The 20,049-nt window shown below is 41.4% G+C and carries 22 protein-coding genes; 5 read left to right on the forward strand and 17 right to left on the reverse strand.

Annotated features, from left to right (window positions below; genetic code table 11):
* Position 1: 1 nt before the first annotated feature.
* The 6 genes from AJGP001_RS16295 to AJGP001_RS16325 form a co-directional block, all read right to left on the reverse strand.
* Positions 2 to 994 carry an ABC transporter ATP-binding protein gene (locus AJGP001_RS16295; RefSeq protein WP_078080774.1) on the reverse strand — a complete coding sequence of 331 codons (993 nt, stop codon included), beginning with the start codon at positions 992 to 994 and terminating at the stop codon, positions 2 to 4.
* A gap of 18 nt (positions 995 to 1,012) precedes the next feature.
* Positions 1,013 to 1,666, reverse strand: coding sequence for an ABC transporter permease (locus AJGP001_RS16300; RefSeq protein ID WP_008496180.1), 654 nt, complete (start codon positions 1,664 to 1,666; stop codon positions 1,013 to 1,015).
* A gap of 1,124 nt (positions 1,667 to 2,790) precedes the next feature.
* Positions 2,791 to 3,600 (reverse strand): TspO/MBR family protein, encoded by an 810-nt coding sequence (locus AJGP001_RS16310; protein ID WP_071152824.1) that lies wholly within the window; start codon positions 3,598 to 3,600, stop codon positions 2,791 to 2,793.
* Between the two features lie 99 nt (positions 3,601 to 3,699).
* Positions 3,700 to 4,011: a TIGR04104 family putative zinc finger protein gene (locus AJGP001_RS16315; RefSeq protein ID WP_071152825.1), complete on the reverse strand. Its 312-nt coding sequence runs from the start codon at positions 4,009 to 4,011 to the stop codon at positions 3,700 to 3,702.
* A gap of 4 nt (positions 4,012 to 4,015) precedes the next feature.
* Entirely contained in the window at positions 4,016 to 4,291 is a 276-nt protein-coding gene (locus tag AJGP001_RS16320) for a hypothetical protein (protein WP_078080775.1), read from the reverse strand.
* Positions 4,292 to 4,759: 468 nt separating this feature from the next.
* Positions 4,760 to 5,830: an aldo/keto reductase gene (locus AJGP001_RS16325; protein WP_071152827.1), complete on the reverse strand. Its 1,071-nt coding sequence runs from the start codon at positions 5,828 to 5,830 to the stop codon at positions 4,760 to 4,762.
* Positions 5,831 to 5,989: 159 nt separating this feature from the next.
* Between AJGP001_RS16325 and AJGP001_RS16330 the strand changes: the two genes are divergently transcribed.
* From AJGP001_RS16330 to AJGP001_RS16345, 4 genes are all read left to right on the forward strand, one after another.
* Positions 5,990 to 6,808, forward strand: a complete 819-nt coding sequence (locus tag AJGP001_RS16330; protein WP_071152828.1) for an alpha/beta fold hydrolase — start codon at positions 5,990 to 5,992, stop codon at positions 6,806 to 6,808.
* 132 nt (positions 6,809 to 6,940) lie between these two features.
* On the forward strand, positions 6,941 to 7,759 hold the full coding sequence (locus tag AJGP001_RS16335) for an aldo/keto reductase (RefSeq protein ID WP_071152829.1): 819 nt from the start codon (positions 6,941 to 6,943) through the stop codon (positions 7,757 to 7,759).
* Between the two features lie 268 nt (positions 7,760 to 8,027).
* Complete coding sequence (locus tag AJGP001_RS16340; protein ID WP_078080776.1) at positions 8,028 to 9,362, forward strand: hypothetical protein; 1,335 nt, start codon at positions 8,028 to 8,030, stop codon at positions 9,360 to 9,362.
* Positions 9,363 to 9,419: 57 nt separating this feature from the next.
* Positions 9,420 to 10,391, forward strand: a complete 972-nt coding sequence (locus tag AJGP001_RS16345) for a class F sortase (RefSeq protein WP_078080777.1) — start codon at positions 9,420 to 9,422, stop codon at positions 10,389 to 10,391.
* A 67-nt stretch (positions 10,392 to 10,458) separates the two neighbouring features.
* Here AJGP001_RS16345 and AJGP001_RS16350 read toward each other — a convergent pair whose 3' ends face one another.
* Genes AJGP001_RS16350 through AJGP001_RS16360 form a run of 3 tightly spaced genes read right to left on the reverse strand, consistent with a single transcriptional unit; the run spans position 10,459 to position 12,409 of the window.
* Entirely contained in the window at positions 10,459 to 10,950 is a 492-nt protein-coding gene (locus tag AJGP001_RS16350; protein WP_071152830.1) for a methylated-DNA--[protein]-cysteine S-methyltransferase, read from the reverse strand.
* Positions 10,947 to 11,843 (reverse strand): DNA-3-methyladenine glycosylase family protein, encoded by an 897-nt coding sequence (locus tag AJGP001_RS16355; RefSeq protein ID WP_071152831.1) that lies wholly within the window; start codon positions 11,841 to 11,843, stop codon positions 10,947 to 10,949. Before AJGP001_RS16355 ends, AJGP001_RS16350 begins: the two co-directional genes overlap by 4 nt.
* On the reverse strand, positions 11,840 to 12,409 hold the full coding sequence (locus AJGP001_RS16360; RefSeq protein WP_071152832.1) for a bifunctional transcriptional activator/DNA repair enzyme AdaA: 570 nt from the start codon (positions 12,407 to 12,409) through the stop codon (positions 11,840 to 11,842). The genes AJGP001_RS16355 and AJGP001_RS16360 overlap by 4 nt, the downstream gene beginning before the upstream one ends.
* A gap of 220 nt (positions 12,410 to 12,629) precedes the next feature.
* Between AJGP001_RS16360 and AJGP001_RS16365 the strand changes: the two genes are divergently transcribed.
* Positions 12,630 to 12,986, forward strand: a complete 357-nt coding sequence (locus AJGP001_RS16365; protein ID WP_071152833.1) for a hypothetical protein — start codon at positions 12,630 to 12,632, stop codon at positions 12,984 to 12,986.
* 69 nt (positions 12,987 to 13,055) lie between these two features.
* Here the strand turns inward: AJGP001_RS16365 and AJGP001_RS16370 are convergent, their stop codons facing one another.
* The 8 genes from AJGP001_RS16370 to AJGP001_RS16405 all read right to left on the reverse strand — a co-directional run bounded on the left by AJGP001_RS16370 (position 13,056) and on the right by AJGP001_RS16405 (position 19,922).
* Positions 13,056 to 13,742, reverse strand: coding sequence for a FusB/FusC family EF-G-binding protein (locus AJGP001_RS16370; RefSeq protein WP_071152834.1), 687 nt, complete (start codon positions 13,740 to 13,742; stop codon positions 13,056 to 13,058).
* 151 nt (positions 13,743 to 13,893) lie between these two features.
* On the reverse strand, positions 13,894 to 14,637 hold the full coding sequence (locus AJGP001_RS16375; RefSeq protein WP_071152835.1) for an SDR family NAD(P)-dependent oxidoreductase: 744 nt from the start codon (positions 14,635 to 14,637) through the stop codon (positions 13,894 to 13,896).
* A gap of 107 nt (positions 14,638 to 14,744) precedes the next feature.
* Complete coding sequence (gene phnE / locus AJGP001_RS16380; protein WP_071152836.1) at positions 14,745 to 15,587, reverse strand: phosphonate ABC transporter, permease protein PhnE; 843 nt, start codon at positions 15,585 to 15,587, stop codon at positions 14,745 to 14,747.
* The gene (gene phnE / locus AJGP001_RS16385) at positions 15,587 to 16,375 is read right to left on the reverse strand and encodes a phosphonate ABC transporter, permease protein PhnE (protein WP_071152837.1); all 789 of its coding nucleotides are present in this window, start codon (positions 16,373 to 16,375) and stop codon (positions 15,587 to 15,589) included. Before phnE (AJGP001_RS16385) ends, phnE (AJGP001_RS16380) begins: the two co-directional genes overlap by 1 nt.
* A 12-nt stretch (positions 16,376 to 16,387) precedes the next feature.
* Positions 16,388 to 17,170 carry a phosphonate ABC transporter ATP-binding protein gene (phnC, locus tag AJGP001_RS16390; protein ID WP_058384037.1) on the reverse strand — a complete coding sequence of 261 codons (783 nt, stop codon included), beginning with the start codon at positions 17,168 to 17,170 and terminating at the stop codon, positions 16,388 to 16,390.
* Positions 17,171 to 17,247: 77 nt separating this feature from the next.
* Positions 17,248 to 18,288 carry a PhnD/SsuA/transferrin family substrate-binding protein gene (locus tag AJGP001_RS16395; RefSeq protein ID WP_071152838.1) on the reverse strand — a complete coding sequence of 347 codons (1,041 nt, stop codon included), beginning with the start codon at positions 18,286 to 18,288 and terminating at the stop codon, positions 17,248 to 17,250.
* A gap of 112 nt (positions 18,289 to 18,400) precedes the next feature.
* Entirely contained in the window at positions 18,401 to 19,207 is an 807-nt protein-coding gene (locus AJGP001_RS16400; RefSeq protein ID WP_071152964.1) for a PHP domain-containing protein, read from the reverse strand.
* Positions 19,197 to 19,922 carry a phosphonate C-P lyase system protein PhnL gene (locus tag AJGP001_RS16405; RefSeq protein ID WP_058384035.1) on the reverse strand — a complete coding sequence of 242 codons (726 nt, stop codon included), beginning with the start codon at positions 19,920 to 19,922 and terminating at the stop codon, positions 19,197 to 19,199. Before AJGP001_RS16405 ends, AJGP001_RS16400 begins: the two co-directional genes overlap by 11 nt.
* Between the last annotated feature and the right edge of the window lie 127 nt (positions 19,923 to 20,049).

Raw genomic sequence — 20,049 nt, forward strand, 5'->3', positions numbered from 1 at the left:
ATCACCCTTCCTGAGATGCGGACATTTTCCCTTTTATTTCGAAATGTAGGTATTTTTGAACAAGATCGATTGTGATTGTGCCAATATTTTCATTCTGATCGTTTTTCACAATTACTTGATCTGCTTCTTGATTCATCAGCATCGACAACGTATTGCGTAAATCCTGATGGATATTGATCGTTTTCGTATCTTGAATCGATTCGTCAACCGGACCAAGTCCAATGATTTTTTGTAAATCTTCTACCGTGTGTAAGCTTAAACTTTTAATGGCGCGATCTTTGCCAAAAAATTGAGAGACAAATTCATTTTTGGGATGCGATAACATTTTCGAAGGCGTATCAAATTGCATAATTTCTCCGTCACGCAAAAGTACGATTTTATCTGCCATTTTGATCGCTTCGTCAATGTCGTGACTGACAAACAGAATGGTTTTTTTCACTTCTCGCTGAATTTGTAGAAATTCTTCTTGAATCTTGTCTCTGATAATGGGATCTAGTGCACCAAAAGGTTCATCCATTAGCATGACAGGCGGATCGGCTGCAAGCGCACGCACAACCCCGATACGTTGCTGCTGACCACCCGACAATTCGTGCGGCAGGCGCTTGCCGTAATCATGGGCATCTAGTCCAATCAGTTTCATCAAATATTCAAAGCGCCCACGCTTATCTTTTTTACTCCACCCTAAAAGATCAGGAACGAGCATAACGTTTTCTTCAATTGTCATATTAGGAAAAAGCCCGTTGCTTTGAATGACGTATCCAATTTTCCTTCTTAACTCGATGGCATCTAAATCTTTGGAGTTTTCATTATTAATAATGATTTCGCCTTCTGAAATAGACTCCAACCGGTTGACCATTCGCAATAGCGTTGTTTTTCCACAGCCGGAAGGACCGAGCAATACAACGATTTTTCCTTCTTCAACAGTAAAATCAACATCGTTGACGGCTACGATCTCGTCACCATATCGTTTTGCTACATTCTTAAATGAAATCATATGCTCACCTCTCTGGAGTTAATCGGTTAACGCTTTAATGGTAAAACGTTTTTGAATCAATAATAAGATGGAATCTGCAATGATGGCGAGTATTGCAACAGCGATAGAGCCACTGATGATTAAGTAGTTGTCACCTCTGCTAATTCCTTGTGTAATTAAAACCCCAAGGCCGCCCGCGCCGATATACGAAGCGATGACGGCTATCCCGATATTCATGATGACAGCTGTTCGTACGCCTGCCATAATAACGGGCATAGCATTTGGAATTTCGACACGCAACAAGCGCTGATGCGTTTTCATACCCATGCCAATCGCAGCATCGCGCATTTCTGGATTAACGTTTTTGATGCCCGTATACGTATTGCGGATAATCGGCAGTTGTGAATACAAGACTAGCGCAACGAAAGCTGGCACAAAGCCAATTCCTTGATTGATAAGAGAAAAAATAGGAATCATTACGCCAAAAAGTGCGATACTTGGAATTGTTAATGTAATAGAAGCAATTTGAAGAACTGTGTCTGCTAGGTACTGGTTCGTAGTCAAGTAAATACCAAGTGGAATACCAATTAAAAGTGCCACGATAATTGCTAAAGAAACCAGCACAGCATGATCAATTGTCAGCTCTAAAATACGCGGAGCATTTACCTCAAGAAATCGAAGCCACTTTTCCATTGAAACACCTCCCTTCTATATTTAAAAACCACTAGCTGAATTGAAGCTTGATTCGACAACTATACTTGTTAAAAGCATTTATCTTGTTAAAAAAATAAGACGACTTAAGAGCGCGGAAACCTGCCGCATTCATAAGTTATCTAATCCGCATTCTTTAAATACTAGAGCACATTAATTGTCTTTATTGTCCGTAAATCCATAACCATTAGAATTTTCACTTTATTCAACGCATAGAAATACCCGTTATTTTGTTGTTGTTGGGAAATTATGTTTCTTTGATATTTTCTAAGTATATCATACTTTTCATGGTCATTTTTTACCGATAGGCTTCCTTTAGCTGGTTCACCGACTTGTGAATTCAATAGAAAAAGGCCTCCGATCTTACGGAAAGCCTTTTATGAAATTCCATTATTCGCTTAATCCTATCGACTTTTATACCCTTTCAAATAGGATTTCTCAGAAGTGCTACCCATCTGCGTGTTGACAGGCGCTTCTTTATTGCCTCCCATTAATCCTTGACCGAGTGGATTCCAAGTCAGCGAGCTAATCGTTCAAGTGATTAGTCAGTTGATGGTAGAATACCGCTTCGTAATGCGCCTTTAAGGTCTGTGTTTCTCCCATGAATGATTTATAATGAGCAAAATTCCAAATGCTCCGACTGCTAGTAAAGTGAATATGATTGGCGACAAACTAACGTCCTCTTTATTATTTACGAGCTGAATAAAGAAAATTTTGGGTTTCCTAAAGGTTGTATTGATAGAAAATTTATATTTAGGCTGGATTTTGGGAAAACTCTTTTGAAATCAATGCTTTCCACTTATTCTACTCGAATAATCCCCATTTATTTGGATATACTGTCGAGTTTAGTAGAAATACTGTCCGTTTCACAGCGAATACTGTCCGAATAGGGATGAATACTGTCCAAATCACGCTATTTACTAGCGAATCAAATTTTCACGAGATTAAGTTAAAGTTGTGAAATAGCCTCCTTATTAAAATCAATAATCTTGAAAAAGCTACTACCCAATCTTTTACTGAAAGAACAGTTGTAGAGAGATAAATTAAAACAGCCACAAAATCTCTTCAAAGGAGACTTTGTGGCTGTTCTTATTTAATTACTTTTATTAACTTGTTGTTCTCGGAAAAAGCGCTTTGTCGTTTTTAAAAAATGTCCATATGCTGGAAATCAACAATGAGACGATTCCAGCCACTAAAACTGCTTGAATCGTTGTTATCATCGATGCGTCTAATACCCCGCTCGCGTACGCGCTATAGATACCAAAGAAAGCCCATGCGATTGGAAGTGGAAATGCGGCGTTTTTGTATAGAGCCAAGTAGTAGAACACAAATCCAATAGCAACAAACAAAATGATGATTGTCCAAATTGAATCGGATAGTCCGAATCCGCCCCACTCTTGTTGGACTAAAAATAACGATGAGTTAACGATTGTCGCGATAAAAACCCATGAGCTGTAAAGGGTAAAACTGATGCCTGCCAGCGTACTCGGAAATTGAGAGCGATTGTTCGTGATCTTTTTGACGATCAGGATCAATGAAAACAGCAATCCCAAAATTAGGAAAGTTGAAAGTCCAAGTAATTCGTAGGAGAACACGATAATCCACGCCATATTGAATACTGCACTGGCAATAAATAAGGGCGATACCAATCGAATGAGTTTACCTACATGTTGATCTTTTCGTTTAATAAAGAAATAAACCAATGTCACTAGGAGTAGCGTATAAATCACGCCCCAAATCGAAAACGTGAAAGGTGCCGGTGAGATGAGCGTCATATACTTGTCTGATAAATCCTTTTGACTCATGCCATTAAAAAATCCAGATGACCCAAGATAATTTACCCCTAAGGTTAGGAAATAAAAAATCAAATTCAAGATGGAGAACAGCGTTGTTTTTTTACGTGTTTTTTCGTCCATAAGGATTACGCCTCCTGATTTATAGTTTTCAAAAATTGCATCGCTTTAATAAGTTTTCCCTTATGTACACTCTACTAAACAAAACAGTGAGTATAGCCCCTACATTTTATAAGTCGACATAGGGTCGTCATTCGAAAGTTTCATCATAAATGGATACAACCCTAAAAACACGAGCATTAACGCGGTTGCAAGAAAGAAAATGCCTAAGCCATCAAGGTCTAAAATTAGCGTTAATGCGATAATGAGCAATGCTGGCATGTAACTAGAAATGGCGGTTAGCTTTCTCGACTTAGGTATGAGGTATTGGGTCTTTTCGCAATAAGGACACTTGGCTTTATTACGAAACTTGGCTATATTTTTCACCCCTGTTTTCCACGGCCATTTTTGACCACAATTTTCACAAGTTGGCATGATTTCACTCCTTCCCCAAATGATTTTCTCGATGATCTGTTTGCATATAGCGAACAAAGTAAGCACCAGTGACTAGCAATGTTAGGGTTAGCGCCATAGTGATAACACCGAGAAAGTTTAACCAATAGCCGACTAAGTTAACGATACTGATTAGTAAAAAACAAATCGCTGTCACTCTACTTTTAGGGTCTGTATGGGTTGTCTCTTTCGTTTTGATGATTTTATTGATTGAGATGCTTAATGCTGCGACTGCTAGTAACGTAAATACGATTGGCCACAAAATAATGCCTCCTTTTATTTCCTGTACCTGTATTTACGAGTCGAATTAAAGAGAAGTTTCGGATTTTCTCGAGGTTTTATTATCAGAGACTTCGTATACTGAGAAATCCCATTGAAATCAATATTTTTTACTTATCTTCCGCTCATCATTTCCAATTATTTGGATATACTGTCCGATTTAATAGAAATACTGTCCGATTTTGCTCAAATACTGTCCGAATAGGACTGAATACTGTCCGAATCACAGCAGTTACTAGCGAACGAGATCTTTTCAGCTATTGATATAAAGTGGTGAAATGACTCCATGATTTTAGAAACATTACTTTTCATTCAACTCGTTAGACAAAAAATAACGACACATCACCAATTAACACAACAAAGACTGCCAGTTTTTTATGACCTGGCAGTCTTTTGGGGTACTCATTATAGTATAAGAATTCCCTCGTCTCTTCTTTATTAAACCTACGGATTAGTCATCAATGCCCATCGATTGTTTATACCCTGCTAAATACGTTTTTTCAGACGGGCTGCCCATGTCAAACGAGTTCATGGCGCGGTGCCAGTTCGGATAAAGTGGAGCTGGTCGTGCCACCGATTCAATGCGGTCATGCTCTTCTTGTGTTAGTTGAATTTCAAAAGAAGCAATGTTTTCTTTTAGCTGCTCTTCGTTGCGCGCAGCGATGACAATCGGACCGACATTTGGCCGGTCCCGGACCCATGCATAAGCAATTTGCGGCACTGACGCATTGTGATTGGCTGCGACTCTTTCTAACGCATCGATTACTTTGTAAAGTCGTTCCTGATTTTGCACCCACGGTTCTGGCCATCCAGCTCCTTGACGTGTATTCGCCGGTGCTTGTTTGTTGCGGCCAATTTTGCCGTTTAGCAGTCCTTCACCGAGTGGACTCCAGATCATCGAGCCAATGCCAAGCTCACTGCCTGCGGGAAGTAGTTCGTATTCTGCTTCTCGTGCTTCTGGTGTGTAGTAAATTTGTTGGGTAATGGGTGGAATAAAGCCAGATTGCTCTGCAACCGTAAACGTTCGCGCCAGTGCCCAGCCGCTATAGTTTGATACGCCCCAATGGCGAATTTTGCCGGATTTAACGAGACTTGTCATCGTTTCGACTGTTTCTTCGACCGGCGTTTGCCCGTCCCACAAATGAACAAAATAGACATCAAGATAATCTGTACCTAACCGCTCAAGTGATTGGTCGATAGATGTTAAAATATTGCTTCTTGAAGCTCCTCTTGCGTTAGGGTTTTCTCCGAGTGGAAAGCCTGTTTTCGATGTTAGCAATAATTCGTCACGGCGCCCTTTAATGGCTGACCCTAACACGCGCTCTGCATCGCCTTTTGAATACAAATTGGCAGTATCAAACATGTTGATGCCGGCCTCAAGTGACATGTCTACCATGCGCCGTGCTGTTTTTTCGTCGATATTGCCTGCAGCGTCAAAGCCATTTGTCCCGCTAAAAGGAACCGTTCCAAGTATGTACTTCGGAACCCGCAAGCCTGAGTTTCCTAAATAGATATAATCCATAATTGCCTCCTTCTGAATCTGTATTTTCTACTAATTAGATTCCCCCGACCATCTCCAGCTAAACTGAAAAGCCAGGCTTTCCATTTCCAATTGTTTACTTTAATTCGACAGCGGGAAGTTCTACATTAATACTGTTTTACATTAAAGGAGGAGAACTAAGTGGGACATTATATTGAAGTGGAAGATGGCGTAAACGTTTATGTGGAAGACATTGGATCGGGGCAACCGGTCGTCTTTATTCACGGCTGGCCTTTAAATAGCAAAGCATTTGAGTCGCAAGTAAGCGTGCTTGCGGAGCAAAACTTTCGATTTATCGGCATTGATCTCAGAGGTTACGGGAAATCAGACAAGCCGTGGTCGAGCTACGATTACGACATGGCAGCGAACGATGTCAAAGCGGTTGTCGATTATTTAAAACTTGATCATTTTGTGCTTGCCGGATTTTCAATGGGCGGGCCGATTGCCATTCGTTACTTAACGAATTTCAATCAGCAAGGCGTTGATAAACTGATGCTATTAGCAGCAGCGGCTCCATTATTTACACAACGCGATGATTTTAAACACAACTTGAAGCCGGAAGAAGTAGACGGCATTATTGATCAACTTAAAGAAGATCGTCCGGCATTTCTTGGGCAATTCGCAGATATGTTCTTTGAACAGAAAAAATCACCGGAATTTCTGCATTGGTTCCAAACGCTTGGACTCGAAGCCGGTGCTCACTCAACCATTAAATCCGCGATTGCCTTAAGAGATGAGGACTTGCGCGATGAGTTAGCAGGCATTACTGTGCCAACGGCTATTTTCCACGGGAAAAAAGATCAGATCTGTGCTTACGAACTGGCTGAAGAAATGGACAAACAAATCCCCAATTCAGTGCTCGTTCCTTTCGAAGACAGCGGACATGGCATCAACGCAGATGAACCAGAGCGTTTCAATAATGAGTTGTTAAATTTCCTTAAGAGTTCTGATGAAAACTAAAAAACCTGCGCAACATTAAACCTACTGGGCACCTGGACGACAAATCGAGGTGCCTTGTTTTATTGTTTATAACTTTTTTAAACAGCTTATATTCCACACCCAGTTGCTAAATCAAAAGGAGGAAATTATTTAATGGCAAACGATCAGGTTTTCACATTTCATAATGGGGTTGCAGTTCCCAATATCGGCTTTGGTACGTGGCAAATTCCAAACGAAGAAGCTTACAGTGCAGTGACCATTGCATTGAAAACTGGCTACACGCATATTGATACGGCGTTAGCATATAAGAATGAAGAAAATGTCGGCAAGGCGATTAAAGATTTTGATATTTCCCGGGAAAACGTTTTTATTACTAGTAAGCTTCCTGCCCAAACAAAAGGATATGAAGCGACTCTAGTGGCTTTTGAAGAAACCGTTTCAAATCTCGGCGTGGATTTCTTGGATCTTTATTTGATTCATGCGCCGTGGCCTTGGGATGACATTGGCAAAGATTGCACAGAAGGCAATATTGAATCGTGGAAAGCAATGGAGAAGCTTTATAAAGAAGGCAAAATCCGCGCAATCGGTGTTTCCAATTTTGCGGAAAGCGATATTCAAGCACTTATCGATGCTTGCGAAATTGTGCCAATGGCGAATCAAATTCCGTTTTACGTCGGGCGCGATCAAAAGAGCTTGCTAGCGTTTTGTGCAAAGCATAATATTGTGGTCGAAGCTTATTCTCCGCTGGCGACTGGTCAAATTTTGGATAGTCCTAAACTCAAGGAAATGGCTACAAAATACGACGTAACGCCTGCGCAATTGTGCATTCGTTATTGTTTAGAAAAAAACACCTTGCCCCTCCCGAAATCGACAAACGAAGAACGCATCTTAGAAAATAGCCAATTGGATTTCACTATTTCTCCAGAAGATGTTCAAATACTAGATGCTTTTGAAGATATCCGCGCTGAATAGTGATAAAAACCGCCCTCGGGTGTTTTTATCAAGAGAATTTCATTTTTTCGCACCTTTATTTCCAGTTAATTGGATATACTGTCCGAATTAGAACAAATACTGTCCGTTTCGCATCAAATACTGTCCAAATGAGACTGAATACTGTCCAAATCACGCCATTTACTGTCGAAAAGAAATTCCTTGCTAATTTTTCAATTAAAATGTGATCTAAATTTAAACCTTCTCCGTTATGTTTATAAGAACTTAAAAAAAGAGGAGTGTTTTTATTATGAAATGGAATAAAATCTTTGTACCTGTATTAGGGGCAGCGCTTTTAATACCAGGCATGGCAACAAACGTATTGGCGGCTGAAGCATCACCAACTGAAACGACGGGCGTGGAACTTCGCGCAACATTGGACTCATTATTATCGGAACATTACGCATTGGCTGTCGATTCGATGATGAAAATTTACGATGAAGACGGAGCAGCAGAAGCGGCAATTGCAGCGCTTGATGAGAACGCAGCGGACATGGAGCCGGTGATTGCTTCTGTATACGGTGAAGAAGGCGGAGCGGCATTTGTGGAAATTTTTGACAAGCACAACACAGGAACAGACGATTACGCTGCGGCAGTTAGAGATGGCGATGACGCAATGAAAGAAGAAGCGTTAGACGAAATTCAATCTTTTGTTGATGACATGGGCGCATTTCTTGGCACAGCGACAGAAGGCAATCTTGCAGAAGACGGCGCAACTGCAGCTCTTCGCGAGCACGAAGATTTTGTCCAAAATACATTTGATCTTTACGTAGAAGGAGATTATGTTGCGGCTTATACGTCTTACCTAGATGGTTTCACACAAATCTTTGGAGCCGGTAGCGCGATTAGTGGAGCCATTTCGACTCAGTTCCCGGATCAGTTTTCAGATCCAAACACACCAGCTGGTGATTTCCGTTCTACTGTAAACCGTATCGCTGCTGAGCATTTCGCTTTAGCACAATTGAGCATGACAAAAGGGTATAATGGTGCTGAAGACTTTGACTTTGCCGATTGGGCACAGGATCAAAACACAGAAGAGTTTCGTGCAGCACTTGCTTCTGTTTATGGTGAAGAAGCCAGCAACCAATTTGTTGAACTTTGGAACAACCAACACATTTCGGTTCAAGGTGATCTTGTTATCGCTGTAGCAGCTGATGACAAAGAAGCTGCTGACGAAGCGACAGCTACGTTGACTAACACATTTGCAACGGACCTTGGAACATTTTTAAATAGCGCAACAGAAGACCGCATGCCTTTAGATGAAACAATTGCAGGCGTAAAAGCACATGAAACTTCAGTTATCGACACGTTCCAACAATACGTATCGGGTGACTACGAAATGTCTTACGAAACATACCGTACAGGTTATGCAATTATGTTCGATATCGGTAAAGGATTGAGTGGCGCAGTTGTTGATCAATTCCCTGAGAACTTTGAAAACACTGCACCTGAACAAATGCCAGCCACTGGACTAGGTGGTACGGCTAACCAATCGAACTCGATGATTCTTTGGATTACATTAAGCACACTGATTCTTTTGGCAGCTGGTACAATTACTTATCGCCAAACAAAAAATCAGCAGTAAAATTTCAGAGAGAGCGAATTGCTCTCTCTTTTCCCGATTGGAAAGGAGGAATGACAAATGAAGCAGCTTGTCACTATAACTACAGCCGTAATTTTATGTCTTGCTTTGTTTATCCTATTGAAACCTTTGGCCGCTAGCCCGACTTTTGAAGAGCAGATGGAGCAGGTCAAAAAAGTTGAAGAGAAAAAAGAAGTTCCTAAGAAAGAAGAAGTAACAGGCAATTATGTTGATAAGATTGCTGAGTTCCCCATTCTTCCGGAACAACGTGAAAAATTACAAATGCTACAACGCGAACGTCAGCAAAGCATACAGGGGATGGAACCTTTTCAAATTAAAATTCCCTCAATCGGCGTCGATGCAGCTATCGAGTCAACGGGTATTTTAGACAATGGCCAAATGGGAGTTCCTGAAGATGTAGATCAAGTTGGCTGGTTCGAGCCTGGTTATAAAGCTGGCGCAAAAGGCCACGCTGTTTTAGCAGGACATGTTGACAGTTTAACGGGTCCAGCTGTTTTTTATGAACTCGATAAAGTGAAAGTCGGAGAAACTGTAACAGTAATAGGTCCAGATGGCCGTGAAATGATTTACGAAGTTAAAAATTTAACGAGCTATGAAACAGATGATGCACCAATCGAAAAAATATTTGGTAGCTCAGATAAACGACTGCTTAGTTTGATTACTTGTACAGGGGATTACAACCGCGACATCGGCTCTCACGAAGAACGTTTAGTCGTGACAGCTGAATTGGTTTCTGATTCTAGTGTGACAGACAAGCAGCCGGCGTCTCCAGAAAATGTTGTCGCTACGGATTTCAATCTTTCATGGCATGCCGTGCGTGACGATGCGATTATCGGTTACCGCATCTACGAAGAAAATATTCAAACAGGCGAATTGAAAAAAATTGAAACTGTTTCGTTGTTCGATAGAAAAAACGTTTCTATTAAAACAGATGACACAAAGCGTTACCACGTCTCTTCTGTCGATGTTGACTTGAACGAATCTAAAAAAGCATTAGCAGTAAAGAATTAATAAACACATCATTCAAATAAAAATGCCGAAGAAAAGTGAAATACTTTTCTTCGGCATTTTTTAATTGTTACTTAGACTGATTTTCTTTATAGGCTTTCTCGTGATCTAGTAGCCATTCTTTTCGGGGCAACGTGCCAGCATAACCCGTTAGTTTACCGTTTGCTCCAATAATTCGGTGGCATGGTACGATAATACTGAGTTTGTTTTTGCTGTTGGCGTTGCCTACTGCTCGAACCGCTTTCTCGCTACCAACCGCTTTGGCGATAGCGCCGTAAGAAACAGTTTCCGCATAAGGTACATCGATTAACGCAGTCCACACTTTTCGTTGGAATTCGGTTCCTGTAGAGAGAAAAGGAATCGTGAATTTCATGCGTTGCCCTTTAAAGTATTCTTCCAACTGTTGTTGGCAATCGGTGATGACTTGCGGGCTATCTGGAGAAATCGGATAGTTAATTTCACTTTTCTCGCTAAACGAGATCGACAGAATTGCCTCGTCTGTGCCAACAATTTCGATGATGCCAATCGGTGATTCAAATTCAACCTGATGCAAGTGGCTCATAACAAAGACCTCCATAAATAGAATGTGGCATAGGCTTCCCAGCCTCGCCATTTTTCCGCAAATTTTGTAATTTCTACCTGTGTTGGTTTTCGCTCCATGTTCAACTGAACTTTTAACGCGTTGTGTAAGCCGACATCTGCGAGCGGAAAAGCCGTTTGGCTGTGCAGGCATTTCATCATGACATAGTTGGCCGACCAGGCGCCAATGCCTCGGATTTCCAGTAACGAACGCTCCATGTCCTGTTCTTGTAGTAATTGCTCTTTGCTCAGCGTACCATTTGTCATCGCTAAAGCAATGCCCAAAATGTATTCTGCTTTTCGGCCAGTTAATTGCAATGCTCTTAAGTCAGTAACAGACAATAAGGCAATTTTCTCGGGACTTGGAAAGGTCCAATAACGTTCCTCTTCATAAATCAACGACTCTCCATAACTTTCAACAAATCGTTTCTTTAATGTATAAGCGAAAGTCAGATTGATTTGTTGACCCATAACTGCCCATACTAAGGCTTCAAACAAGTCTGGAACACCGATGACTCGTAAACCTCGGTACTGCTGGACCAATGCACTTAATAGGGAGTCTGTTTGTGCCATTGCATAAAAATCCTGAAGATCCGTCTGCAGATCAAACCAATCCTCAACGTAAGCTCTAACCAATTCGCTATTGCTGGCAGTCGGCGCTCCGAGCGGAAACGCCAAGCGCAAAGCACCCTTTACTGGGGTCATGTGGAACAAGACGAGTTCATTGTTAAGCTTTAGCACCTTTGTCACACGAGCGTTTTGAACCCGGTACAAGTTTTCTTGTGAAGATCTGCCAAGATGAACGAGACATTCCATAAAATTAAAATCAACAGGTGTCGAAATTTCCATATACAGCTCACTCTGCTTTTTCATCATAAAGCAACAGGCTCGCTCAGCTTGCGAAATTCACTTGGCGAGTGGGCTTTGAGCTTACGGAATATTTTATAAAAATTAGAGGGACTTTGAAATCCCACACTAAAGCATATATCAAGATTGGATAAATCTGTAGACACCAATAGCTGTACCGCTTTGTCGATTCGAATTTTCTCTAAACAAGCGCGCGGTGTTTCGAGAGTCTCCTGCTTAAATACACGCTCTAAATAAGAAGGACTCATGCCGACATAATCCGCTACTTCCTGTAGACTGATGCTTTTTCTATAATGATTGGTTAAGTAAGTCATCACTTCACGCGTAAGCTCTTCGGCAGGAGAATATTCGGTTTCAGGTTGACATCTTTTACAAGCCCGAAATCCTTTTGCCTGTGCTTTATCCATAGTCGAATAAAATTCAACATTGATCTTTTTAGGCTTTCGAGAACGACAAGAAGGTCTGCAGTAGATTTTGGTCGTTTTCACCCCAGTGTAAAAAAGCCCATCATACTTTCGGTCACAAGCTATAACCTTCTCCCACATTTCATCAAAAGAAAATGGCAGTGTCTCCATGATGTCACTTCCTTCCGCTCCATTCTTAAATTTTCGTTTCCTGATTTATTCAGCTAATCTTCTTCAACTTTTCACTGTTTTTCTTATTCTATAGCCATCCAGCTGAAGATGCATCCTCAATCTTGCCTTTTCAGTCTGAAAAATCTCAAGCGAAAGAATTTTATTTTTCTTCACCTTCTTTTATAATGGGTAACATGTCTATGAAAGAAGGAATAATAGTATGGTAGAAATTTTATGGTACATGTACGCTGCTTTTCTGGCCACATCAACGATTGGGTTTTTCATTCACGGTGGCTACAAAAGTCCTGTTTTTCTAATTGATCTGGCATTCACAGTTATTGCGTGGATCGGCTTATTCGGCTTTGTCACGCACTCTCAAATTTTTACGCCCATTGTCTGGCAAGTTGTTTTGGCTGTAGTGGTCGTGTGGGACTTGCTGTTTTTCTTCTTTATCAAAGCCCGATTTACTGAAGAAGAAGCTGAAGCCGGAACTCTGTCTATGACCGTTTTTTCTGGACTGCTGATGCTCGTATTGCTCGGTCCTCTCTATTATGCGTTGTTCCAATATGCATTTTAATAGCTTGTTCTCTATGAAGAAACCGCCCCACATCGTTTTGCGACTGTAGGGGCGGTTTTTTGTCTTTCGCTATTTCTGAAACTGTCCAACAAAGTCATTTAGTCGGTCTAGTGTTTTGACCTGACCGTTACAGACTTCAGCGTCTTGGCAAATATAATTGCCACGTTTGATAAACTGTTCTGATCCTGAAGTTTTCGTTTTGGCGATGAACAGCCCCACTTGGCTATGACTATTGCAGATGGTGCAAATGCCTTGCTTTGTACTACGCGTAAAGCTTCCTTGAACGCCAATCAGCTGATCTGTTAAATCGGCTACTAAATACATCAGATTAGCACTTTCTGTCCAAGCAAGATAAGAAGTTTTATAGAAGTTCGTATTTTCTAGCTTTGGCCCTTTTAGCTTTTTCGCTTTAGGAAATAATTTCTTCACGTTATCTGCAGTAACTGCTTTAAATGGCACGATGTACGGCTGGAGCTGTTCTAAAAATGATTCCGCATCGCTCAGTTCCTTGACTTGTACCAATGGGTTGAGAATTTTCTTTTGTTGATCGGTAAGTATCGGAAATTGTTTAAAGACTTTTTCGTGCGCAAGATGCCGCAATACACTCAACACTTCTGCATCAGTTGCACTCGTCTGCCCTACTACTAAAATCTTTGTTTGGTCTTTGATAAAATTGTATTGGTCATTCCGAATAAAAGCTTTTGGGTTCTCTACTGCGCGATTAATAGGATTATCTGTTTCTGTTGCATGGATCATGCCATCACTCCTTACATTTTTTATGTCTATAAGGAAAAAAGTTGCTTGTGGTTTTATTTTACTTTATCCCGTATAGGTTTTCCATTTAGCCGATTGTCGATTAGAGACATAAAAAAAAAGCTGCGCGTGGCAGCTCTTTTGGTTTGCTTATTTACTGCGTCGTATAACCACCGTCGACCATTAACGTGCTGCCAGTCACAAATTCATTTTCGACTAAGAACACAATCGCGTGTGCAATTTCTTCTGGCTGTCCGAGCCTACCGACAGGATGCTTATCCACTAAAGCATCATAAAAATCACCCAAAGCTTCTTTACTAACCATGCCTGATTCTACATAACCTGGTGCAACCGCATTAACTCGAATTTTGTGTTCAGCATATTGCAATGCCAACGATTTGGTCATAAGGTTTACAGCCCCTTTTGAGGCGTTGTAGGCAAAAGCGCCACCTTCCCCAACAGAGCCCAAAATAGAAGACGTGTTGATAATAACCCCACCATCCCCATGTTCTAACATGTTTTTGATCGCATGCTTGGCTCCGAAAAAGACACCGTCTTGATTGACGGAGATGACTTTATGATAGTCTTCATACGTCAACTCATGAGTAACACCTAGTACACCGATGCCTGCATTATTGACCATGATGTCAACTCTGCCGTAACGTTCGACTGTAGTAGCGACTAATTGTTCAACCGATTCTTCACTTGCTACATCAACTTTGACAAACACAATTTCAGCATCGCTTTGTTCTAGTTGCTGTTGTGCTTGCTTGCCGCCTTCTTCGTTAAAATCCGCAATGACTACTTTTGCGCCTTTATCAAGAAATGCCTTTGCTGTTGCCAAACCAATTCCGGATGCGCCACCTGTTACGATTGCCACTTTTCCTGCTAAGTTCATCTGTTCTGCCTCCTTGGATTGGAAAACTCTGTCACTCCTCATTAAACCTCAATGGTCTGAACATTACAACTTATTATTTTTTAAAGTTACTCTTCTTTTCATCTCTTTTATTTAGCAGCAGGGAAGTAACGGTCTTTCATTTTTGTGGAGAAAACCTCCAAAATGATGGCGAAAATTAACACCATATACGTAATCATTCCTACTTCACGTAAATCGAAATAGAATCCCGAAGCCATAAATAATTCGAAACCAATGCCGCCCGCTCCTGCAGCTGCTCCCATAGCAACAGCCACTGAGAAATTAATTTCAAAACGGAGGAACGTCCAAGACAATAAATACGTAAAAGTTGAAGGCAAAACGGCATGGATAACGATATGCCACCAATTAGCTCCTGTTGCGCGTAGGGCTTCAATAATACCTTGATCTACTTCTTCAAATGCTTCTGAAAAAGCTTTGACCAAGTAGGCAATCGAGTGAAACAACATCCCAAGTATGGCCGCCTCGCTACCAAGTCCTGCAGCAATGGCAAAGATTAATACCCACAGGACCGTAGGAACCGCTCGTATAAAAGCCACCATGATACGCACTGTTTTTGAAATCCAAGGCTTAGATAAATTGGCAGCTGCAAGCAAAGCTAGGAAAAAGGCAATAATTCCTCCAAAAATTGTCGATAAAAAAGCCAGTCCTAGCGTGACACCTAGTTGATAAAAGGCTTGTCCCCATGTGAAATGGCTAAGCGCCGGCTCCAAAAACATTGTTTTTAAGTTATCAAGCGTTTCTGGAATAGCTGTCGTCAAATCAAGTCCTGTGTAGTCAAATAGCAAAAAGGCAATGACCGTCAATATGACAAGCGTGGTAACCGTCCATTTCATGATGCGTTCGGGTCTGCTTCCCATTTTGATGGCTATTCGTCCACTTGCTCCGCGTTTTATGTATGTACTTGCCTCCATTAAATAATCACCTTCCTGATATAGTTTGACATCAGCTCGATGACAATCACCGCAAGAATAATGCTAAAGGTAACAAGAGCCACAGCATTGTAATTCAACGTTTTATAATACAAGTCGAACGTGTAGCCAATGCCGGTACCCGTTAAAATACCTACTAAGGTCGCGCTGCGAATATTAGTTTCAATCATAAACAGGATCCAACTGATCAGCTGGGGCAAACATTGCGGCACAACCGCTTTAAAAACAATTTGAAAATATGTTGCCCCGGTTGCGCGTAACGCCTCGACAGCACTTTGACTCGCTTCGTCTATGGACTCGATAAAAGCTCTCGTTAAAAATCCGACAGACCCTACGAACAAAGCCAAGTATCCAGTCATTGAGTTTTGTCCAAATGACAGCAATAAAATTAGCGCCCACGCCACGACTGGAATATTCCGTGATACAGATGCCACAAAGCGTGCAAATGCACCCCAAATTGTGCTCGTCCCTGTCGTTTTTGATCCCATCAGACTTAAAAAGAATGCGACGACTGTTCCTGTAGTCGTGGCTGCAATCGATACAAGAACAGTTTCCAGCAATTTCTCCAAAATGGTTGGCAGGCGTTCCCATGTTTCCTGGCTAATCCACATATTCGAGAAAATCCATGCGATGGCTTTTGGCAAAGTCGCAATGCCATGAAAAATGTTGAAGTCGGTAATTGTGATAGAAGCAAAAGTCATCACAGCAATCAGAAAGACAAAAAAGATTGTGTGCCATTTGCGATTGGCTTTTATTGTTTTTTCACTCACTGTAGTTGCTCCTTAAACCGTAATCAATTCTCTGATTTCTGGGCTCGTCTGTGTCTCAGTACCGTAAATGATGTCCGTGTGACTTCGGTGCAAGCGGTAACTTGGTCCATCAAACACGATTCCGCCTTTGTTCAATCCAATGATTCGGTCGGAATAACTTTTGGCAATTTCAACTTGGTGAAGATTGACGATACAAGTGATGCCGAGTTCTTGTGTAATCGATTTTAAATGATCCATAATAACTTTTGAGGCATTTGGATCGAGTGAGGCAATCGGTTCGTCACATAAGACAATTTTTGGTTCTTGAATCAGTGAACGCGCGATGCCGACGCGTTGTTGTTGACCGCCACTTAATTGATCGCACCGTTTATAGGCGTGATCTTCAATGCCTAGCTTTTCCAACAAGAAAAAAGCGTGTTCTTTTTCTTGTTCTGTAAATCGACCCAATACTCCTTGAAATGTCGTTTTATAGCCAAAGCGACCATGCAATACATTCTCAATGACCGATAAACGGGGCACTAAATTATAATGTTGAAAAATCATGCCCATGTTAGTACGCAGTTTTCGCAGTTCTTTTTTATTCAAATCTCCTACGTTCTGACCGTTAAAAATAACTTGTCCTTCATCAATTTCCACCATCCGGTTAATGCATCGAAGTAGTGTCGATTTTCCTGCACCAGAAGGTCCGATTACAGAAAGAAATTCGCCAGCTTCCACTTCAAAATTCAGCCCTTGAAGAATTTTCGTATGGGGATTATAGGATTTACCAAGATCTTTGATTTGCAATAAAGCCATGCTCACCGTCTCCTTCTCGCCTCGTTTGTCAGACAGCGCATTCCCAGTAGAAGGAATGCGCTGCTGTCTTTTGGTTGTTACTTCGACAATTTACGAATGGCATCAAACCAATCATCTTCAACTGATACAAATCGTTTGTTTGCTGACTTGAAGAACAATCCTGGTTTTCCGGATTCTTCCGGAACGAATATTTTTTCATTGTTTGCAATTTCGTCTGAACTGAATAGTTCTTTTAACGTATCGTAATCTTCTTGACCCATCACGTCTAAATTGGCTACAAATGGTGCATTGAGTACAGGAATAACATCCATCAATGCGAATTCACTTCCTGCTACTGTGTTAAATGGTTCAGTCGCATCGTCTTTAACTTTATAGATCGAACCGACTTTATTGGCTTCGCCTTCTGTTACTTCTACGTAATTTTCAGCACAAGTGTCGCAAAACGATGCCACTTCTACACTGTCGTTTAGTAAATTAACAGCTGAGCCTTGGTGAGAATTTCCAAAAAGTACTTGAGAAAACAACGGACCGCCTTCCATCATATCTTCTGCGACTAAGTCTTCATAACCCGGCTTGTCAGCAAAATGATTGATGATGGTAGAAGATGGGATAACAAACCCTGATGTAGAGCTATTAGAAACAAAGGACATTTTTTTTTGTTCTAATGTGTCTAGTGAGAATTCTCCATCCACCATGAACTCTTCTTGGTTATCCGCATTGACCGCTAACCAACTGTGGTAGACCGCGTCGTCAAGCGTGCCAGATTCTCCTGTTGGTACGACTAAAGGTTCAATTGCATCATTGCCATTTTTGGCTTCAATATAGCCTTGCGCTCCCATAAATGCCAAATCCGCATTATTGTTGACCATGGTTTCAATCGCAATGGCGTAATCGGTTGTTAACTGATGTTCGACTTCTTTACCGGTTGCTTGTTCAATGGCTTCTCCAATTTCATCACGAGATGATGTCATATCCGATCCAGACTCATTTGGATACCAAACTACTTTGATCACATCGTCAACTTCTGATTTGCCTGCCTCTGCGTTGCCATCTGTACAAGCACCTAACAGTAAAGCTGATCCTACAAGTATAGCCAGTGCTGAACTTCTCTTTGTCATAGTCGATTCTCCTTTGGATTTGTCTGGAATAGACAAGAAATTCTATTTGTTGGTTACAGTACAACATATTTCCACGACAAAATACTGAAATTTACAGGAACTTTACAGAGTTTTAACGATGGGTAAGATCTTCAGGACTAACAATCGCTCCTGGCTCTACTGCTGTACCGAAAGCGCCGTGATAATCGCTACCACCGGTCATGACCAAACCGTATCGCCTCGCTAATTCTTCTACCTTCTGCTGATCTTCCAGTGAATGATCAAAATGATTACGTTCAATTCCACCAAGACCTGCATCAAGTAATTCAGGTATCAAATCAAATGAATTTAACTGTCCAGGATGTGCCACAACTGCTACGCCTCCGTCAGAGACAATGGCCCGAACAGCATCAACCGCTGCGACATACTCAATGTCACCTGCTGCAACGCCATTCCCTTTAAATAGACGTTTGTAAAGGGTTTGATATTCTTTAGTGATGTAATGATCATCTGTTAATTGTTGCATGATGTGCTGTTTGTAAACGGTGGCTGAAGGGTTAGCCGATTCGATAACTGCTTCTACATCCAATTGAAATCCTGCTTCTTTGATCCTGTCCATCTGCCACATTGAATGGCTGTGGCGAAGTTCTGATAGTCCTTTGCATAACTTAGAAATAGCGGATGCTTCCGGACGGAAATGATAGCCGAGTATGTGCACTTTTCGCTGTCGTTTGAAATCATAAGCCGAAATTTCAATGCCTGGTATAGCTTGTATTCCATAGGCTTCAGCGACACGTTGCTGCTCTTGCCAACCCGCAACTGTGTCATGGTCGACAAAGCTGATAGTCGTGACTCCTGCTTTTTCGGCTTTTTTTATGACGTCTGTGACCGAATCTGCTCCATCTGAATAGTGGCTATGTACATGCAGGTCAGCTTTCAGTGCCAACACCTACTTTGTCAGTAACGGTCAGTGTTCTTGTTTGCATGTCGTAAACTTTGTCGCAAAGCCCTTCCATGAATTCAATATCATGAAAAATTCCAACAAGTGTCGTGCCATTGGCTTTTAACTTTTCAATAATTTCCCGCACTTTCAGTTTTGATTGATAATCAAGGCTGGCAGTCGGTTCATCGAGCAAGAGCAAGCGCGGTTTTTTTACAGTTGCCATTGCAATGTTCAAACGTAATTTTTCACCGCCTGAAAATGTATTGGGGTAGCTATCCCAAAGTTTCGGATCAATTTCAAAATGAGCCAATGCTTTTTCCGCTTCTTCGTGTGCGATTGATGCTGCTGAACCCATTTCTAGTAAAGCGTTGGTTACCAATTGACGACACGTAGTTCTCGGCATGACGTTCAAAAACTGCGACACGTAGCCGATTTCATATTTTCGCAAATGGAGCATTTGTCGTTCGGTAATATGTGACAGGTCGATTTTTCCGAAAGCCGCAGAGTTGTAGAGAATTTCTCCGCGGTCAGGTAAGTATGTACGGTAAATGCTTTTCAGAATGGTAGATTTACCGCTACCGCTTTTTCCAACGATGCCAATGAATTCGGCTGCTTTTAAAGAGAAGTTAATATCTTTTATAGCTGGCATTATTTTGTTTAGATGATGAATTGTGAACCGTTTCTCAAAGCCTGTTATTTCTAACATTGTCATTGTATTGCCTCCTGTTTTTAGCTTGAGACAGCTGCTTAGCGTGGATGCGCTCGTGTTTCCTAGGAGTAGAGCGCCTCCACGTCAAGGCAACCAGCGAGAACTACCATAGTCTTCTTGGGTTGTGGAA

This window comes from Planococcus faecalis (assembly GCF_002009235.1).
GTDB lineage: Bacteria > Bacillota > Bacilli > Bacillales_A > Planococcaceae > Planococcus > Planococcus kocurii.

Bases quoted from the DNA above. Each gene is read 5' to 3' on its own strand.
- AJGP001_RS16295 (WP_078080774.1), bottom strand. From the start codon at position 994: ATGATTTCATTTAAGAATGTAGCAAAACGATATGGTGACGAGATCGTA.
- AJGP001_RS16300 (WP_008496180.1), bottom strand. From the start codon at position 1,666: ATGGAAAAGTGGCTTCGATTTCTTGAGGTAAATGCTCCGCGTATTTTA.
- AJGP001_RS16310 (WP_071152824.1), bottom strand. From the start codon at position 3,600: ATGGACGAAAAAACACGTAAAAAAACAACGCTGTTCTCCATCTTGAAT.
- AJGP001_RS16315 (WP_071152825.1), bottom strand. From the start codon at position 4,011: ATGCCAACTTGTGAAAATTGTGGTCAAAAATGGCCGTGGAAAACAGGG.
- AJGP001_RS16325 (WP_071152827.1), bottom strand. From the start codon at position 5,830: ATGGATTATATCTATTTAGGAAACTCAGGCTTGCGGGTTCCGAAGTAC.
- AJGP001_RS16335 (WP_071152829.1), top strand. From the start codon at position 6,941: ATGGCAAACGATCAGGTTTTCACATTTCATAATGGGGTTGCAGTTCCC.
- AJGP001_RS16340 (WP_078080776.1), top strand. From the start codon at position 8,028: ATGAAATGGAATAAAATCTTTGTACCTGTATTAGGGGCAGCGCTTTTA.
- AJGP001_RS16345 (WP_078080777.1), top strand. From the start codon at position 9,420: ATGAAGCAGCTTGTCACTATAACTACAGCCGTAATTTTATGTCTTGCT.
- AJGP001_RS16350 (WP_071152830.1), bottom strand. From the start codon at position 10,950: ATGAGCCACTTGCATCAGGTTGAATTTGAATCACCGATTGGCATCATC.
- AJGP001_RS16355 (WP_071152831.1), bottom strand. From the start codon at position 11,843: ATGATGAAAAAGCAGAGTGAGCTGTATATGGAAATTTCGACACCTGTT.
- AJGP001_RS16360 (WP_071152832.1), bottom strand. From the start codon at position 12,409: ATGGAGACACTGCCATTTTCTTTTGATGAAATGTGGGAGAAGGTTATA.
- AJGP001_RS16365 (WP_071152833.1), top strand. From the start codon at position 12,630: ATGGTAGAAATTTTATGGTACATGTACGCTGCTTTTCTGGCCACATCA.
- AJGP001_RS16370 (WP_071152834.1), bottom strand. From the start codon at position 13,742: ATGATCCATGCAACAGAAACAGATAATCCTATTAATCGCGCAGTAGAG.
- AJGP001_RS16375 (WP_071152835.1), bottom strand. From the start codon at position 14,637: ATGAACTTAGCAGGAAAAGTGGCAATCGTAACAGGTGGCGCATCCGGA.
- phnE (WP_071152836.1), bottom strand. From the start codon at position 15,587: ATGGAGGCAAGTACATACATAAAACGCGGAGCAAGTGGACGAATAGCC.
- phnC (WP_058384037.1), bottom strand. From the start codon at position 17,170: ATGGCTTTATTGCAAATCAAAGATCTTGGTAAATCCTATAATCCCCAT.
- AJGP001_RS16395 (WP_071152838.1), bottom strand. From the start codon at position 18,288: ATGACAAAGAGAAGTTCAGCACTGGCTATACTTGTAGGATCAGCTTTA.
- AJGP001_RS16405 (WP_058384035.1), bottom strand. From the start codon at position 19,922: ATGACAATGTTAGAAATAACAGGCTTTGAGAAACGGTTCACAATTCAT.